The organism is Hydrocarboniphaga effusa AP103 (genome assembly GCF_000271305.1).
Taxonomy (GTDB): Bacteria; Pseudomonadota; Gammaproteobacteria; order Nevskiales; family Nevskiaceae; genus Hydrocarboniphaga; species Hydrocarboniphaga effusa.
In genome coordinates this window covers 1,308,398-1,324,855 of record NZ_AKGD01000001.1, presented here as the reverse complement: position 1 = coordinate 1,324,855, position 16,458 = coordinate 1,308,398, and the positions used below count along the sequence as shown (strand labels likewise).

Annotated in this window: 9 protein-coding genes, 1 tRNA gene and 3 pseudogenes; 7 read left to right on the top strand and 6 right to left on the bottom strand. The window is 62.6% G+C overall.

Translation table 11 applies throughout. The features are described from left to right. Positions 1 to 26 precede the first annotated feature (26 nt). Both WQQ_RS05800 and WQQ_RS05795 read left to right on the top strand, forming a co-directional pair. On the top strand, positions 27 to 1,196 hold the full coding sequence (locus WQQ_RS05800) for a serine hydrolase domain-containing protein (protein ID WP_007184155.1): 1,170 nt from the start codon (positions 27 to 29) through the stop codon (positions 1,194 to 1,196). Between the two features lie 142 nt (positions 1,197 to 1,338). Beyond that, a complete protein-coding gene (locus WQQ_RS05795; protein ID WP_040453080.1) occupies positions 1,339 to 2,400 on the top strand; it encodes an NAD(P)-dependent alcohol dehydrogenase in 1,062 nt (353 codons plus the stop codon). A 177-nt stretch (positions 2,401 to 2,577) separates the two neighbouring features. Here WQQ_RS05795 and WQQ_RS23610 read toward each other — a convergent pair. The 5 genes and pseudogenes from WQQ_RS23610 to WQQ_RS25215 form a co-directional block, all read right to left on the bottom strand. Continuing rightward, a pseudogene (locus WQQ_RS23610) lies at positions 2,578 to 2,886 on the bottom strand (DUF1329 domain-containing protein); the annotation flags it as partial. 4 nt (positions 2,887 to 2,890) lie between these two features. Further along, a tRNA-Asp gene (locus WQQ_RS05785) sits at positions 2,891 to 2,964 on the bottom strand. After that, positions 2,942 to 3,202: a hypothetical protein gene (locus tag WQQ_RS23605; protein WP_157534520.1), complete on the bottom strand. Its 261-nt coding sequence runs from the start codon at positions 3,200 to 3,202 to the stop codon at positions 2,942 to 2,944. Before WQQ_RS23605 ends, WQQ_RS05785 begins: the two co-directional genes overlap by 23 nt. 163 nt (positions 3,203 to 3,365) lie before the next feature. Then, a complete protein-coding gene (locus tag WQQ_RS05780; protein ID WP_007184152.1) occupies positions 3,366 to 4,748 on the bottom strand; it encodes a DUF1329 domain-containing protein in 1,383 nt (460 codons plus the stop codon). A gap of 64 nt (positions 4,749 to 4,812) precedes the next feature. Next, positions 4,813 to 7,256, bottom strand: a pseudogene (locus WQQ_RS25215) (efflux RND transporter permease subunit). A 742-nt stretch (positions 7,257 to 7,998) separates the two neighbouring features. Between WQQ_RS25215 and WQQ_RS05765 the strand changes: the two are divergent. The 5 genes and pseudogenes from WQQ_RS05765 to WQQ_RS05740 all read left to right on the top strand — a co-directional run bounded on the left by WQQ_RS05765 (position 7,999) and on the right by WQQ_RS05740 (position 15,551). Next, positions 7,999 to 10,014 carry a sigma-54-dependent Fis family transcriptional regulator gene (locus WQQ_RS05765; RefSeq protein WP_007184148.1) on the top strand — a complete coding sequence of 672 codons (2,016 nt, stop codon included), beginning with the start codon at positions 7,999 to 8,001 and terminating at the stop codon, positions 10,012 to 10,014. A 230-nt stretch (positions 10,015 to 10,244) separates the two neighbouring features. Further along, on the top strand, positions 10,245 to 12,959 hold the full coding sequence (locus WQQ_RS05760; protein ID WP_040453074.1) for a winged helix-turn-helix domain-containing protein: 2,715 nt from the start codon (positions 10,245 to 10,247) through the stop codon (positions 12,957 to 12,959). A 436-nt stretch (positions 12,960 to 13,395) separates the two neighbouring features. Then, positions 13,396 to 13,674, top strand: a pseudogene (locus WQQ_RS05755) (DUF3363 domain-containing protein); the annotation flags it as partial. Positions 13,675 to 13,961: 287 nt separating this feature from the next. After that, positions 13,962 to 14,297, top strand: coding sequence for an IS66-like element accessory protein TnpA (tnpA, locus tag WQQ_RS22850; protein ID WP_083844375.1), 336 nt, complete (start codon positions 13,962 to 13,964; stop codon positions 14,295 to 14,297). A 100-nt stretch (positions 14,298 to 14,397) separates the two neighbouring features. Continuing rightward, positions 14,398 to 15,551 (top strand): IS3 family transposase gene (locus WQQ_RS05740; RefSeq protein ID WP_085943087.1). Its coding sequence is split into 2 segments (ribosomal slippage): positions 14,398 to 14,635 and positions 14,635 to 15,551, totalling 1,155 coding nucleotides; the frame shifts between segments, so codons are not numbered across the junction. A 240-nt stretch (positions 15,552 to 15,791) separates the two neighbouring features. Here the strand turns inward: WQQ_RS05740 and WQQ_RS05735 are convergent. Beyond that, on the bottom strand, positions 15,792 to 16,346 hold the full coding sequence (locus tag WQQ_RS05735) for an HNH endonuclease (RefSeq protein ID WP_007184142.1): 555 nt from the start codon (positions 16,344 to 16,346) through the stop codon (positions 15,792 to 15,794). Positions 16,347 to 16,458 lie beyond the last annotated feature (112 nt).

The following is a 16,458-nucleotide window of genomic DNA, read 5'->3' as shown; positions in this document are numbered from 1 at the left end:
CACGAAACCAGCGGTGGAGAGCAGACATGAGCGTGAAGCAGGCAGTCGATTCCATGTTGTCCGAAGCGGTCGATCGCAAACTCATTCCCGGTGTCGTCGCAATCGCCACCGACCGCGACAGCGCGATCTACCAGGGAGCGTTCGGCGTCCGCTCGCTCGGTGACGGCGGTGAGATGTCGATCGATGCGGTGGCACTGCTCGCTTCGATGACCAAGGCCATCACCGCCACCGCGGCGATGCAACTCGTGGAGCGCGGCCTGATCGGACTCGATGAGCCGATCTCGCAGAAGCTTCCGGCGCTGGCATCGGTGCAGGTCCTGGACGGCTTCGGCCGTGACGGCAAGGCGATCCTGCGCGCGCCCAGAAGGCAGCTCACGCTGCGTCATCTGCTCACGCATACCTCCGGTTTCGGCTACGACTTTCTGAGCGCGGACATCCAGCGCTTCGAAGCGGAGCGTGGCTTGCCGACGGTGCTGAGCGGCGATCCGGCCGCCTTGCAGATTCCCCTGCTGTTCGATCCCGGCGCACGCTGGGAATACGGCATCGGCATCGATTGGGTCGGGCGCGTGATCGAGCGCCTGAGCGGGCAGACGCTCTCGGACTACTTGAGCGAACACGTCCTGGGCCCGCTCGGCATGCGCGACACGACTTTCCATCTGCGGCCCGACATGCGCAGTCGTCTGGCCAGGATTCACGCTCGGCAAGCCGACGGCTCGCTCGTTCCGACCGACATCGAGCTGGCCGCCAGGCCCGACTTCGACATGGGTGGCGCCGGTCTTTACGGCACGCTCGTCGACTACATGAAGTTCGTTCGCATGGTGCTCAACGGCGGTGCCGCGGAACGGGGTCGCGTGCTGCAAGCCGCCACGATTCTGCAAATGCAGCGCAACCAGATCGGCGAGATCGATGTGCCCGGCATCTTCAGCGCCGATCCGAGCCTGACCAATGACCTGCCGCTGCCCGCCGACAATCCGCACAAATGGGGACTGGCCTGGCTCATCAACACCAAACCGCTCGATACCGGCCGGCCCGCGGGCAGCCAGATGTGGGCAGGCATCACCAACTGCTACTACTGGATCGATCCGGCGAACGGCATCGGCGGCGCGTTGATGACGCAGATACTGCCGTTCGCCGATCCGGTGGCGCTTCCGCTGTTCATGCAGTTCGAAGCCGAGCTCTACAAAAGCCTGCGCTGAGGACGGGCATTGCGGCCGACCATTGAAGGGGCCGGTCAGAGCAGGCCTCCAGCGCTCCGCTCTCATCGGTTTCAGGCTCTTTCAAGCCTCGCTCGGAACGATGCTGCATTCTGGCGAGGCTGATGCGCTTCCAACGAATCGAATGAGGAGACTTATGAAAGCATTTGCATTTCTCGGAGTTGGAAAAGTGGGGGTCATCGAGAAGGCGATCCCCGTCGCCGGTCTGAACGACGCGGTCATTCGTACCACCGCATCGCTGATCTGCACCTCGGACGTCCACACCGTCGCCGGCACCTTGCCGCTACCCGAAGGGCGGGTCCTGGGGCATGAAAGCGTCGGTGTCGTTCATGCGATTGGTGAAGGCGTCACGCGCTTCCGTGTCGGAGATCGGGTGGCGGTCAACGCGGCGACACCCTGCGGCCACTGCAATCCGTGCCAGCGCGGCTTCGCCGCGCAATGCGGGGGAATGCTCGGCGCGTACAAGTTCACCGCGCAGAAGGACGGCAACCTGGCGGAGTATTTCCACGTCAACGACGCGGACTACAACCTCGCCGCGATTCCGGCCGCGATGACGGACGAACAGGCGCTCTACGCGACCGATATGCTCTCGACCGGATTCGTCGGAGCCGAGTACGCCGACATTCCCATCGGAGGCTCGGTGGTGATCTTCGCGCAGGGCCCCGTCGGCCTTTCCGCCACCATCGGCGCCAAGCTTCGCGGCGCCGGGCTGATCATTGCGGTCGAATCGAAGCCCGATCGCGCCGCGCTCGCGAGAACCTACGGCGCGGATGTCGTCATCAATCCGCGCACGGAAGACGTGGTCGCCCGAGTGATGGAACTGACGGGCGATGGAGCCGACGCCGCGATCGAGGCCTTGGGCAGCCAGGAGACCTTCAGCAACTGCATCAAGGTCATCAAGCCGGGCGGCGTGGTCTCGAACATCGGCTACCACGGCGACGGATACTCGACGCTCGAAATTCCGCTCGCCGAATTCGGACTCGGAATGGGCGACAAGACGATCCGCACGGCACTGTGCCAGGGGGGGCGCGAGCGAATGGATCGCCTGTTCCGCCTGATTCAAACCAAGCGCTTCGATCCGACGCTGATGACGACCCATCGCTTCTCGTTCGACCAGGTCGACCAGGCCTTCGAGATGATGCGTAACAAGCAGGACAACATCATCAAGCCGCTCATTACGTTCTAGGCACCCGGACAGGCGTCCGGTCGTGGAATCTCGCCCTCGCGGCCGCACCGAGCGGATATCGCTCCGCTACGGGCATGCCTTGCAGCAGTAGCGGTCTCGAGGGCCTTGATCCGGGGTTCGGTTGCCCCAGCTTGCCGTTGAAGTCGAGCGATCCCATCGCCGCCTCGACATAGGTCACTACTTGCCCAGCCGCATGAGCGCGGATCGCGTCAGGTAGCGATCGTAGATCTGCGGATCGTTCGCGCTGGATTGATGGCCGCCCGCGATCGTGCGCACCTGTTCGAGTCGCGTCATGCGCCCGCTCTGCAGATCGAAGGCGTGCACGTGCCCCCAGCTCCACAGCGGATGCTGGCCGTCCATCACGCGCTGGTTGCCCGATTCGTAGAGTGCGAATGCGCCATCGAACGAGCGGAAGGCTTCGCCACGACGATCGAACGAGACCATCGCCAACGGCAGTTGGGTGCGCGCATCGAACCAGACGCGCTTCTTGCGGAGCGGACGGGGCTCGAACCCGCGACCCCCGGCGTGACAGGCCGGTATTCTAACCAACTGAACTACCGCTCCCGTTCCAGCTCTTGCCGCCATCGCTCGATTCGAGCAGTTCGCCCATCGCCCCGACCGCAACACCGCGATCACCGTCGAAGGCGACGCTGAACAGCGCCTGATGCGCCTTGCCCTGCAGCACGACCGGGTTGTTCGATGACGTTTTTGCGGAGGTATTGGCGTAAGCCGCTGCGGACAGCAGTCCGGCGGCGGCCAAGGTAAAACAAGCGGCGCGCACGCCGCGGTTGGTCACGCTCACGAGAGTTCTCTCCTGCACCACATTTCGTCTCCCTCTCCCTCCGGGAGAGGGCCGGGGTGAGGGATTCGGGCGCGATAGCAAAGCTTCACTATCACGCCCGAATCCCTCATCCGCCCTTCGAGCACCTTCTCCCGCAGGGAGAAGGCATCCCAGCACGCGCGTCTTACGCGCCGAGTCTGCCGATGGCCTGCGGCGTCAGGAACTTGTTGTAGACGTCGACGCCGGCTTCGCTGTACGTCGACTTGTAGCCGCCGGTCACTTCCTTGGCCTGCACGAAGCGCGACAGACGGTTCGCCTGAATGTCGTGCGAGATCACGCCGACCCACGACCATTCCGGCTTGCCGTTGGCATCCTTGATCGTCAGCTTGTCGTTGCTGTACTGCGCGAACTGAGGCTCGAATGACTTCCAGATTTCACCGCGGCGATCGTAGGTGACATAGGCGATGAACATGCCGTTGCGCACGTCGATCCAGGTGCGCTTCTTGCCGACCGGCGCACGCGGAAAGCCCGTCGGCTCGGCTTCGACGATGACGCACTCGGGGATCAGCTCCATATAGGTTTCGTGGAAGGTCTTGCCCTTCGGGCCGCCGTGAACGGAACGCTCGTAGTTGGCGTTGCTTCCTCCGGTGAAATTCTTGTTGCCGATCGCCCCGAGCATCGGGCCGCGACCGACGATCTTGTAGTTGCCCCAGGTCTGCATCGGATCGCCGGCCGACCAGGCGTCCGACAGGAACAGCGTGATGCCCGGAACCAGCGGCTCGAAGCGCTGGTTGGTCGGGAACTGGCGCACGCGTTTGAACGCCGGCAGATAGCCGATCAGATCGGGGAACTTGCGCTGGTCGTAATACCAGGTATTGAGGAAGGAGCTGCCCTTGGTATCGTTCGGCGCTGTGAAGAATACCGACTGCAGGCGCAGCAGATCACTGCGGTTGTTCCAGACCTTGCCGTCGGAACGCGAGGTGCAGTTGAGTTCGCACCAGACGAAATCGTACTGATAGGAGATTTCGCCCGAGGGATCGATGTCCCAATCGCGAATCGCATATTGCGAGTAGTCGTGGCGGCCCCAGCTCAAGGTGAGGTTGGCCGTGGCCTCATTGGCATCCTTGGCATCGGGGAACGGGCTGCCGCCGACCCAGGGCTTGCCGGCCTCATCATAGACGTTGCCGTCCGCTCCGAACTTCGCCTTGCCCTTGTTCCTGAGTGTGGAGTCGAGATAAGCGGCCGGATACAGCCTGGTCACGTCCTTGGTGGACTCGACGATGTTGATGCGACGCCCCATCGTCTTGACCTGCTTGTACGCCACCGGATCGAGCAGATCCTTCACCGCGTCGACGTTGTCGGCCGTCAGCACGTCACCGGGCTTGATCTTGCCCTTGGTATACATCTCGATCGACAGCAGCTCGTCCGGATAGGCCTTCGACACATCGGCCGAGTGCGCCAGCTCCGACCACATCGGCGCCAGGACACCTGCGGTTGCAGCACCGGCCAGGGTTTTGCCCATGAACATGCGGCGGCTGTAATCGAAATCGAATTTGCGGATATGCATCTCTCGTCTCCTCTAGTGCAACGTTTTTTCCGAACGTCTATTCGTGTGTGTTGCGGGGGTTCTGCTACAGCGCGTGCGCGAGACGCTCCTCGTGCTCGCGAGCCGCCGTGTACTGCGACAGATCGACGCCTTCGCCCACCAGCAGGTCTTCGCGCCGCAGGAAGCGCGGATTGATCAGCCAGACCAGCAGCGGCAGCACCACCAGCGCCAGCACCATGTTGATCAGCATCAGCAGGTCGAGCAGCAGGCCCATGTCGGCCAAAAACTTCAGGTCCGACAGGAAGTACCAGGGCGTGATCCCCAGCAGCATGATCGACGCCGTGAACATGATCGCCTTGCCCGTCGTGCTCAGCGCCGCCGTGTTCGCGCGTCCGATGTCGCGGCCCTGCGCGTGATACTCCTCGCAGATGCGGCTCAGCAGGTAGATGCCGTAGTCGATGCCCACGCCGACGCCGATCGACGCCACCATCAGCGAGTTGATGTCCAGGCCGATGCCCATCAAATGCATCGAGGACAGCAGCACGAAGTTCGACAGGTTCACCGGCACCAGCAGGATCAGGCCGGCCACGATCGATTTGTATGCGTAGCTGCAGCCCAGCAGGATCGTGAAATTCAGCAGGCCGATGATGACCCAGTGGTAGCGCTCGACCACGTCGTTCATCGCCTGCTGCAGCGCGATGGTGCCGGTGCCCAGGCGCACCGTGAACGCGTCGTGATCGGCGCCGACGGTTTCGACCGCTTTCTTGGCTGCGGCGAGCGCCGAATCGACCGTCTCCTGCTTGTTGTCCTTGTACCAGAGCGAGACGGTGCCGTTCTGGATGTCGAAGTTGATGACGTGCGAGAACGCTTTCGGGCTCGAGCCGAGCATCACCGCGATCGAGGCCGCTCCGACCATTTCATTGGTCGGGTCCAGCGGCAGCCACTTCGGGTTGCCGCCCGAGAACAGGCGGTTGCCTTCCATCAAATAATCCGCGAACGACAGCGTCGCGCGCGGCGGCTCGCCGCCGTTCTCCATGATGTTCTGCAGCTGCAGCATCGTCATGATCGTCTCGGCCTGGCGGCCGACGCGATCCGGGTTTCGCTGGTCCTTGGCTTCGAGCACGATCTCCAGTGTGTTCACACCCGGGAAATTGCCGTTGATCTGGCGCACCGCTTCGTTGTATTCCGAATCGTCCCAGAGCAGGTTGCTGCCCTCCACCGGGTTGCCGATCTTGATCTGCAGGCCGGTGATGATCGCCGCCGCTCCGCACACCGCCACGATCACCGCGGTGACCTTGCCGCGCTTGCCGTAGGTGACGTTGGCGATCGATTCGAGCAGCTTCTTGAACCCGCGGTTGAACGGCGTCTGCGCCGCTTCGGCACCCACCAGCTTCTCGATATTCTTCGGTGCCGGCAGCGCCGCCAGCAGCAGCGAGATCAGCACCACGCCGGTCGGGATCAGCCAGATCGCCCAGGAAGCCGCAGAACAGCGCGAAGCGCTCCATCGCCGGAATCGGCGCCAGCGCGATCAGGAAGATGCCGACGATGTCGGTGAAGATGCCGAGCACCGACGGCGCCATCATCACGCCCATGGTGATCTCGGCTGCCTTCTGCTTGTCGCGCACGTGCGCGTAGATTTCGTAGTACCGCTCGGTGAACTGCACGCAGTGGGAAAAGCTGCGCGCCACCAGCAGCAGCGGCACGATCATCAGCAGCGGTTCGATCGGCGACTTGAGCCAGCCGACGAATCCGAAACCCCACACCGCCGCCACCAGGCTCGTCACGATCGGCGTCACCACGCCGACCACGTTGCGCATGTACAGCGTCAATGCGATCACGAGCAGGCTCAGCGTGACCGCGAAGAATGCCGATCTGGCTTTCGTATTCGTAGACCCAGCCTGTCAGCGCCGGCTGGCCCGCCAGGTAGATGTCGTGGTCGGCGTCGCGGTTCTTGTTAACGAGGTTCTGCACGTACTGGAACGCTTCGCCGTAGTCGAGCCGCGATTCGATGAAGGTGGCGTTGATCAGCGTGCTGCTCTGGTCCTGCGAGACCAGGAAGGTGCGCGCGTTCGGCGATTTGTCGAGGTTGTTGCGGAAGGCATCGATGTCTTCCTGCGTCTTGGGCACCGAATCACCCATCAGCGGCCGCATGTCGATACCGTAGGGCGTCGCCTCGGCATAGCGCGCCTTCTCGGTCGCGATCGACAGGATCTGGTCGTGGTCGACGCCCGGCGCCAGGTCGATGTCGCGCGTCATCTGCCAGACCTTGTTCAGGGTCTCGGCATTGAAGATGTCGCCGTTCTTGCGCTTGACCATCAGGGTCACGGTCAGCGGGTTGCCGAAGTTCGGGTGATCCTTGAACACCTGCACGAACGGATCGTCCTTCGGCAGCAGGTCCGAGAAGATCGTCTTGAGCTCGACATTCCTCAGCCCCACCGCGAAGAACGCGGTGATCACGATGAACACCGCCCAGCTGGTCTTCTGGTGACCAATGATCCACATCGCGAGACGTTGACGCAGGGAGTACATTCGAGATCCTTGTGGCAGACGCTCAACAGGCGCCTTTTTCTGAAAAGACGGTGAGAGGGCCATCGCTGAGCAGCGACGTAGCAGAGGCAGGCCCGAACTTCGGCGACGAGATCTTCCCGATGCGACCGGGCCAAATGAGCGCGCGCAGTTCACCCGCAGCGGTCGAGGCCTTCGTCCCGCTGTCAGCGATGAAGATTCGAGACGTTCGTCAGCAGGCTTTCACCGAGGGGGTTGCTGCGAACCGTTGAGCTAGCGGGCCCTACGAACCGCTGGCATGTGTGCCCGCTGCCATGACGCCTATCGGGGGCATGCTCACGTCTGATGTCATCACTCTTCTCCTATCCGTCGTCGCGATCGCATTCGGGCGGGCTGGCGCCGAATGGATTTTTTATAGTGGGCAAATGGGGCTCGACGATTCCAGGCCGGAGACCGGGTAGGCCGAGGCGATTCTGATCTCGCTCCACTACCCGTTTTTCAGCCTCGATACCGCCGCAGCGCTTCGCTCTTGAACTGTGAGATCAGTCTGGAGGTGTGGGACGGAGGAGTCACCGCCCGACCGGGTAGCGACAAAGGGTGAAACGGGTAGTGGACTCGCGCGCCGACAGAGCAGCCCGAAAATCCCTGTATCGTTTGTTGCGCATGCGCAACGCCCGGCCGGGAATCCCTGCAGAGGAGGCCGGCGGGCTAGCTCTGACTACCGGTGACGAGCTGAGCAAGGATTGCCCGAGGAAGAGAGATTCGAATGGCCGATTCCACAGCGATAGCGCACGCCGAAGGCGTGTTCAGGACGGTTCACGGCTTGCCGAACATCGATCGACAGCTTCGGCATGAGGCGCCGATCACCCAATCGTGGACGCGCTGCGTCAACGACCATCGTCTCGATCCGTCCAAACTCCATGCCCCGACTGTCATTGGCAGCGCCGATCTCAAGGATCGGCAGACCCAGCACGAAGACCTGTTGCAGATTGCCGTTGCCGAGATGGATTCGCTGTACGACCAGATTTCGGGTTCCGGCCACGCATTGCTGATGACCGACGCGAGCGGCGTAATCCTGTGCGAACGCGTCGATCCGACCTTGCGCAAGATGTTTCGCTCGGCAGGCATTCTGATCGGTGCCGACTGGAGCGAGAATCGCGAAGGCACCAATGGTGTCGGCACCTGCATCGCCGAGAACCGTCCGGTTACCGTGCATCGCGCCGATCACTTCCGCGCGCGTCATATCGGGCTTTCGTGCACGGGGGCTCCGATTCGCGATCCGGGCGGTTCACTGGTCGCGGTGCTCGATGTTTCCAGCATCTCGTCGCACGATACGCGTGCGGGCCGAACGCACACGATGGCGCTGGTGAATCTCTCCGCGAACTTCATCGAGAAATGCCTGTTCCTGCGGCGCCAGCGGAATCATACGATCCTGCGCTTCCACAGCCGTCCGGAACTCGTGAACCTGCTGTACGACGGCGCGCTGGCCCTGTCGCAGGACGGTACCGTGATCGCGGCAGACGATACCGCGGTTCGCCTGCTCGGAGCGAACGGCCGGCTCAATCTGCTTGGCCGTCCGCTCGCGGAAATCTTCGATGTGCGGCCCGAAGACCTCTTGGCCGGCTCGCGCAACCACCCGGCGATCTGGCCGCTGCGCGATCTGCGCCGGGGTCGTCGTTACTTCGTCAGCCTGCGCGAGCCTCAGCGCGAACCTGCGCGTGACGGCGGCGCGAAGCCCGCGCTGGAACCTGCGATGCTCCAGCCGCGGAAGAACGCGCTGTCGCTCGACGACCTCGCCGGCGAGGACCCGCAGATGCTGCGCAACGTGCACAATGCGCGGCGCATCGCCGATTCGATGGTCTCGGTGCTGATTCAGGGCCCGACCGGCTCGGGCAAGGAAGTGTTCGCGCGGGCACTGCACCGGGCGAGCTCGCGTGCGCAGCGGAATTTTGTCGCAGTAAACTGCGCCGCGATTCCCGAAACGCTGATCGAGAGCGAGCTGTTCGGCTACAAGAGCGGCGCTTTCACCGGTGCGCACAAGGACGGCATGCGCGGCAAGGTGCTGCAGGCTTCCGGCGGCACCTTGTTCCTCGACGAGGTCGGCGATATGCCCTTGCTGTTGCAGACGCGTCTGCTGCGGGTGCTCGAGGACAATGAAGTGGTTCCGCTGGGGAGCGAGAAGCCGATCAAGGTCGACATCCGCGTGATCAGCGCGAGCCACCGCAACCTGCGCGAGATGATCGCCAAGGGCCAGTTCCGCGAAGACCTCTACTACCGTCTCAACGGCATCAAGATCGAGCTGCCTGCACTCGCTGAGCGCGCCGATCGCAATCGCCTGATTCGCGAAGTGTTCGCGATCGAGGCCGCGGGCGAGGCTCACGCCGCGGTGGAGGCGAAGGCCTTGCAGTGCCTGCTGAACTATCAGTGGCCCGGCAACGTGCGCGAGCTGCGCAATGTGATCCGCGCCGCGCTCGCGATCTGCGAAGGCGGTCTGGTCACAAGGCTCGATTTGCCGAGGGAGCTGTGCGAGGCCGCATCCCCGGCGGCAGCAGCGCCCGCAGCTCCGGGCGCACCGCTTGCCAACATGGCGACGCCGGCCGAGACGAGCGCCGGCAATCCGCTCGAAGTCGCGGAGCGCGAGGCGCTGCTGGCCGTGATCGATGCGAACCGCTGGAACATGAGGCTGACCGCGCAGCAGCTCGGCATGAGCCGAAACACCTTGTACCGGAGGTTGAAGCGGCTGCGCATCGGCGTCGGTCTGGAGCGGGTCGATCAGATCTGAATCTGCGGATCGCGCGGTATACTCGATCTGGCTGCAAAACCACAAAAACAACAACACCCTCAAGCCCCGATAGCGATGATCGGCGACGATCGACGTGGTGGGGTTCGCCGCACCGATTGCTCGTCCAGGACGAGATGAGGCTCGGGCGGTATCTAGTGTCGTCACTAGAAGTGCAGGAGAGAGAGAAGGTGCCTAACCGCAGCTTCAAAATTACGAAACCGCGCCAGATCATGAGCAAGTTCAAGCCTCCTGCGGGCTCGGGAAGCTTGCTGCCGCGTCGGCGCCTGCTCGACAAGATCAACGAGGGCTTGAACCGCAGGCTGGTTCTGATCCATGGCCCGGCGGGGTTCGGCAAGACGACGTTGGCCGTCCAGTGGCGTCAGGTTCTCATCGAGCGCGGAGCGCGGGTCGCGTGGCTGAGTCTCGACACCGAGGATGACGAGCTCGAGCGCTTCTTATGCTACATGGTGGAAGCCATTCGTTATGTAGAGCCTTCTATCGGCATCGATGCGATCTCCTTGCTGGAGGGCAAGTCCGAGCAGGCCACCTCGTTCGTTCTGACCGATCTAGTCAACGAACTCGAAGTGTTCGAAGGCGAAATTTTCCTGGTGCTGGACGATTGGCATCTGATCCGTAACGAAGCGATACAGAAGAGCCTGGTGTTTCTGATCGAGCACGCCCCCTCGAATCTGCATCTGATCATCACGAGTCGCACACAGCCGCCACTGCCTCTCGGCACCTTGCGCGTACAGAGCCAGCTGACCGAAATCGATAGCGTAGACCTGCGCTTCGATGTCGACGAGTCATCCATCTTTCTTCGCGATCTCAATCAGCTGGATGTCGACAGCGATGACGTGCAGCTCCTGTGGCGGACGACGGAAGGTTGGATCGCGGCGCTGCAGCTTGCGTCGATTTCGTTGCGATCGAGCAGTGACACGGAGGCTTTGATTCACTCGTTTTCCGGAAAGCATCAAGCCATCGGCAAATACCTCGTCGAGAACGTGCTCAACAACCTGCCGGCGGCGACGCTCGACTTTCTGATGAAGACGTCCATTCTGGAGAGCCTGTCCGGGGACCTGTGCGCCGCCGTGACCGGACGTGCCGACAGCCAGGCCTTGCTGGAGCAGCTGCAGGAAGAGGACATGTTCGTACGGGCGCGGGACGAGGAGATGCAGTGGTTTCGCTATCACCATCTGTTCGCCGACTTCCTGCGTCGCCGCTTGGAGCGCGATCACCCCGAGAAGGTGGCATCTTTGCATCGCGCCGCTTCCGCATGGTTTGCCGCACAGCTCGAAACCGAGGAAGCCGTGCGTCACGCGTTGGCGGCGGGCGACATCGATCGGGCGATCGAGCTCGTGGAGCGCGACGCCATGTGGCTGGTCCACCACAGCCTGATGGCCACCCTGCTCAGGCTGATCAACCGCCTGCCTCGCGACCGGATCGCGAACCGATGCGAACTTCAATTCGCGATCGCCTGGGCGAACTGTCTGACACATCATTCGTCGGAAGCGCAGAAAGCGCTCGAACATATCGAGCGTAGCCTGGATGGACCCACGCTCCCGAATGAAGACAGCATTCGCGCCGAGGCGCAGGTCGTGCAGAGCTGCATCGACATCTTTGCCGACCGCTTGACCGGCGTCGAGGCCTTGCTGCGACCGCTCATCGTGGACGTTGAGGCCAATGGGCCGTGGGTCACCGGAGTCGGGGCCAACGTCCTGACTTACGTGCTGATCCAGACCTTCCGGTTCGAAGAGGCGCTGAGCTTGCAGAGATGGGCGAGTTCGCTCCATGAGCGCAACCCGGGCCCGTTCTCGGGTGTTTACGGACATTGCTTCACGGGCATGGCCGAGTTCGCGCTCGGACAGCTCACGCAGGCCGAGGAAAGCTTTTCCGAGGCGCTCAGGCTTGCGCGCAACGTCGCGGGTCGCCACTCGCATGCGGCTCAATTGGCCGGAGCGCTTCTTGGGCAGCTGCTGTACGAACGGAACGCGCTCGGCGATGCGGAGCTCCTGCTCGAAGACAGCAGGACGCTCGGCGTTGAAGGCGGAGTGGGCGACTTCTCCATCGCCACCTACATCTACAGCTGCCGGCTCGAAGTGTTGAACGAGCGATACGGAGATGCCCATGCCATTCTCGACGAGGGGGCCCAAGTCGCGCGTAAGCAGAGCATCGAAAGATTGGCTCATGCCGTGGAGTCGGAGCGCATCAGGCTTTACCTGCTGCAAGGTGATTTGCGGGCTGCCGATCAGCTGCTGATCTACCTCGATGAGATCCGGCCGGCCCCGGCGACCGAAGAACCCGGAATCGCGCACCAGTTGCATGAGATCCGGCAGCGCTCCCGAGCCCGCGTACTCGGCGCCAAGGGCGAATACCCGGCTGCAGTGCAGATTCTGAACCTGCTCATCGCGGACGCTCAAAAGCGAGGCAGGCGCCTGGCCGAGATGCAATCGCGGGCGCAGCTGGCTTGCGTGCTCGAGATCGCGGGGAATCGCGCGGAGGCCGAGACGGCGCTGATTCCTGCCGTGATCTACGGCGCCTCCGACGGCATGTTTCGCACGTTCCTCGATGAAGGGCCGCGCCTGATCTCGGTGTTGGAACGCCTCAGGGATCGCTGCCGGCACGGCCAGGTCCCTGCCGAAATGCCGCCTACCTCTTCCTACACGCTGGCGACGATCATCGCCGCGGGCCGCCAGGAGCGGCGCGCACCCGCTCAGCGTTCATCCCAGTCGGTGGCGGCGGCGCCGACGATCGAGCCACTGAAAGCGCGAGAGCTCGACATTCTGAAGATGCTGAGCCAGGGCAGATCCAACAAGGAAATTTCGCGCGACCTCGGCGTTGGAATCGACACCGTGAAGTGGTACCTGAAGGGAATCTACGCAAAGCTCGGCGTGGCTCGCAGGGTCCAGGCCACCACGGCGGCGAGACGGCTCGGCCTGCTGTCCTGAGCGGGCTGTCGGCGATCGCCGCAGGATCGCGATACTGGCGTCCTGTATCTGAGGACACGCCTGTTCGGTCTTTTCGCCGTCTGCTTGCAAACCCGCGAGTGCGACGAGGCAACCGTAACTCAGGATTTGATAACTGACTGTTGAGAGCCGAAGGTGAATGAGAAGGCATCGCCGATCGCATCGCTAGGGACGGGCGCGCGCGCCTGAACTGCGCGACGCATGCCCTGGCTCGGCAGGCACATGCCATGGGCCTGCCGATCGGTACCGCACTGCGCGCGTTCGAGCGTTCGCCGCCGGATGCATGCAACCATCCGATTTTCTACCGCGAGCCGAAAGCAGGCGGTGATTCTGCATGTCCTCCGTGGCGCGATGCGGACGTCAGTCAGTGCTTCAGAGGGGCAAGTCTTGATTCCGAATCTACAAGTGCTGTGAAGTCGTGCGCAACCGCGAGCTGGCGCAGGCCGCCAAAGACACAGCCACCGAAACCGGCCAGGAGCATCGGCCCGTGTCCGCTGGCCAGCGCGAGAGCGGCATCTACCGGCGCTCCATGATGCTCGCAAGCGGGCGCTACGCGATGCTCGATGACGGTATTGGGTTTGGCCCAGTACTGCGGATGCCGGTAATCGAGCAACGGCTGGGGCAGCCACTTCACGCTATCGTGCGCAGCAGCGGTGTCTTCTGGGAGCTTGGCAGACGTCGCGGGCCATCGGTTTGATCGCCGACATTTCTTTGGATCGTTGCATGTGCGGTGGCATGTCGCGCCCTTTGCATGCTCGTGCTACGAGGCCGGCTTCAGCCTCCCCATAAGTAGATTCAGAACACGACCGGCTTGCTCTCTCTCGAACGAAGTGGTCGCTGGGTACACGGCTCCAGCGAAGCACAGCGCCACGTCTTCGGACTTGAGTAAGCGTCCGAGGCTCACCGCTTGAAGGGAGTGTTGTGGCGTAGAAGATAAGCGTCCCTTGGGCGCCGATGGTGCCCACGATTGATTAAGTGGACACCATGCAAGCATCATCCTTGGGCAAGAAGCGGCGCAGCTATTCGGCGGAATTCAAGGCGGCGTGCGTAGCCGAAGCACGGCAGAAGCAGAGTTCGGTCTCGTCGATCGCCCGGCGCCATGGGCTGAATCACAATCTAATTTTCAAATGGTGGCGCGAGGCGGACGCGGCGAGCAAGACGACGTTGCTGCCGGTCACGATCGTCCCGCCTGCTGCACCGACTCCGCAATCGACGAGCGTCGCTTTGAGCGTGTCCTTCGCCGACGGTGCCTGCCTACGCATCGAATCGGCATCCGATGCGATGGTGCTGACGATCCTTGATCGCCTGCGTTCGCGATGATCGGTTTGCCAGCCAGCACACAGGTGTGGATCGCGGCCGGGTTCTACCCCGTTTTCACGGACACATCTGAGAAGGTCGATACTGGCCGAAAGGAGTGTTCATGTCGAAGCGAAGGAAGTTCAGCGTGGAGTTCAAGCGGGGAGCGGTTGAGCAGACCCGCCGGCCGGGCGTCAGCTGCGCGCAGGTTGCCCGGGAATTGGGGATACGAGACGGCCTGCTGACGCGCTGGAAGCGGGAATTGGAAAGCCAGCCCAAGGCCTTCGTTGGGACTGGCACGGCGCGCGACGAAGAGGTTGCCCGGCTCAAGCGCGAGCTGGCCCGCGTGACCAAGGAGCGGGATTTTTTGCGCGAAGCGGCGACGTTCTTTGCCAAGACATCGTCCTGAGATATCAGGCGATCGAGCGTTGCCGCGAGGAGTTTCCTGTGCGCCTGATGTGCCGCTGCTTGAAGGTATCGCCGAGTGGCTATTACGAATGGAGCGGTCGCTCAGCGAGTCCGCGGCAACTCGACAATGAGCGTCTGCTCACCCGGATTCGCGCGATGCATGAAGACAGCCGAGGCGCTCTGGGCGCTCCCCGCATGCACGAAGACCTGGCCGAGGAAGGCGAAACGGCGAGCCTGAATCGTGTGGCGCGCCTGATGGCAAAGAACGGATTGCAAGGCTGGCCTCGGAAGAAGCGCCGGGGCCAGCGTGCCGATCCGGGTCTGCCGCCACCAGGCGTCAGCAACCTGCTGGAGCGGGATTTCGATGCCTTGGAACCCGAAACCAAGTGGGTGACGGACATCACCGAGATCGCTACCGACGAGGGCAAGCTGTATCTGTGTGTTGTGATCGATCTTTTCAGCAAGCTGGTGATCGGCTGGTCGATGCACCATCGGCAGGATCGCCAGATGGTGATGCGTGCCGTCGAGATGGCGATCTGGCAGCGGCAGGGCGGCTGGTCGGTGATCCTGCATTCGGATCGCGGCAGCCAGTTTCGCAGCAGCGACTATCAGCGTCTGCTGACGAAGAACACGCTGCTGTGTTCGATGAGTGCGCCCGGACACTGTGGCGACAACGCAGCCTGCGAAGGCTTCTTTGGCATGCTCAAGCGCGAGCGCGTGCATCGCACGAAGTACGCGACGCTCGATATCGCCAAGGCTGATCTGTTCAACTATATCGAGCGGTTTCACAACCCCAGAATGCGGCGTAGAGTCGCCAAGCAGGATCAGAAGTTTTCAGCTCTTTCTAAACCGTCCGTGGAAACGGGGTAGAACCCCAGACCAATGGTATGGCTAACGGCCTGTTGGTCTTCCATCGCAGAAGATGAGCCTTCCAGGCTGTATGCGCTGCTCGAGCATCCGAACAGAGTCAGTCCCTGACGGCCGGGTAGATCCCACCAGAATCGTGCGGCGTCAAACATCCGCCCACTCTGGCTTCGCGGACGTCAGTTCAATATTTCAGGGGAAACTGGTTCAGATCTTAGTTAATCAGTTCAGATCCTAATTCCGAATTTACAAGTGCGCTTTCTTCGCCGAAAAGCTCAGCAAAAACTCCATCTGATCGGCGAGGATGCGGCGGTTCGAGAGGATCAGGTATTCGGCGAGATTCGGCGTGTACGGCACCGCGAGCAGCTTCATCCCGGCTTCCTCGGGCGTGCGATCGGCTTTCTTGTGATTGCAACGCGCACAGGCGGTGACGCAGTTCTCCCATATCGTGCCGCCACCGCGCGAGGCCGGAACGACGTGATCGCGCGTGAGGGCCGAGTGGGCGAACTGCATGCCGCAGTAGAGGCACAGGTTGCGATCGCGCTGGAACAGCGTGCGATTGGTCAGCAACGGAGCGCCGGCGGCGAATCTGCGGGCCCGGTCGGCCACCGCGATGATCGAGCCGATCTCCACGCTCGAGCGTTCGCCGGTCCGGGCGTTGTAGCCGCCGCTGACGCGAAAGCGCTCGTCGCCGGCTTCCCAGCAGACGCGCCGACGCGCATACAGCGTCACCGCCGACTGCCAGCGGATCCAGCCCACCGGTAAACCACCAGCATCCAGTTTGAGAATCGAAGGGATCATCCCCACTCCGTTCGCACGTACAGGAACCGCTGAATGTCCCGCTATTGCCTCTCATGCGGAATCGGCCGAGTGTAACCCGGACAAATGGCATACCGGAGACTTCGGTGTGATT

Bases quoted from the DNA above. Each gene is read 5' to 3' on its own strand.
- WQQ_RS05800 (WP_007184155.1), top strand. From the start codon at position 27: ATGAGCGTGAAGCAGGCAGTCGATTCCATGTTGTCCGAAGCGGTCGAT.
- WQQ_RS05795 (WP_040453080.1), top strand. From the start codon at position 1,339: ATGAGGAGACTTATGAAAGCATTTGCATTTCTCGGAGTTGGAAAAGTG.
- tnpA (WP_083844375.1), top strand. From the start codon at position 13,962: ATGCAAGCATCATCCTTGGGCAAGAAGCGGCGCAGCTATTCGGCGGAA.
- WQQ_RS05760 (WP_040453074.1), top strand. From the start codon at position 10,245: ATGAGCAAGTTCAAGCCTCCTGCGGGCTCGGGAAGCTTGCTGCCGCGT.
- WQQ_RS05735 (WP_007184142.1), bottom strand. From the start codon at position 16,346: ATGATCCCTTCGATTCTCAAACTGGATGCTGGTGGTTTACCGGTGGGC.
- WQQ_RS05780 (WP_007184152.1), bottom strand. From the start codon at position 4,748: ATGCATATCCGCAAATTCGATTTCGATTACAGCCGCCGCATGTTCATG.
- WQQ_RS05765 (WP_007184148.1), top strand. From the start codon at position 7,999: ATGGCCGATTCCACAGCGATAGCGCACGCCGAAGGCGTGTTCAGGACG.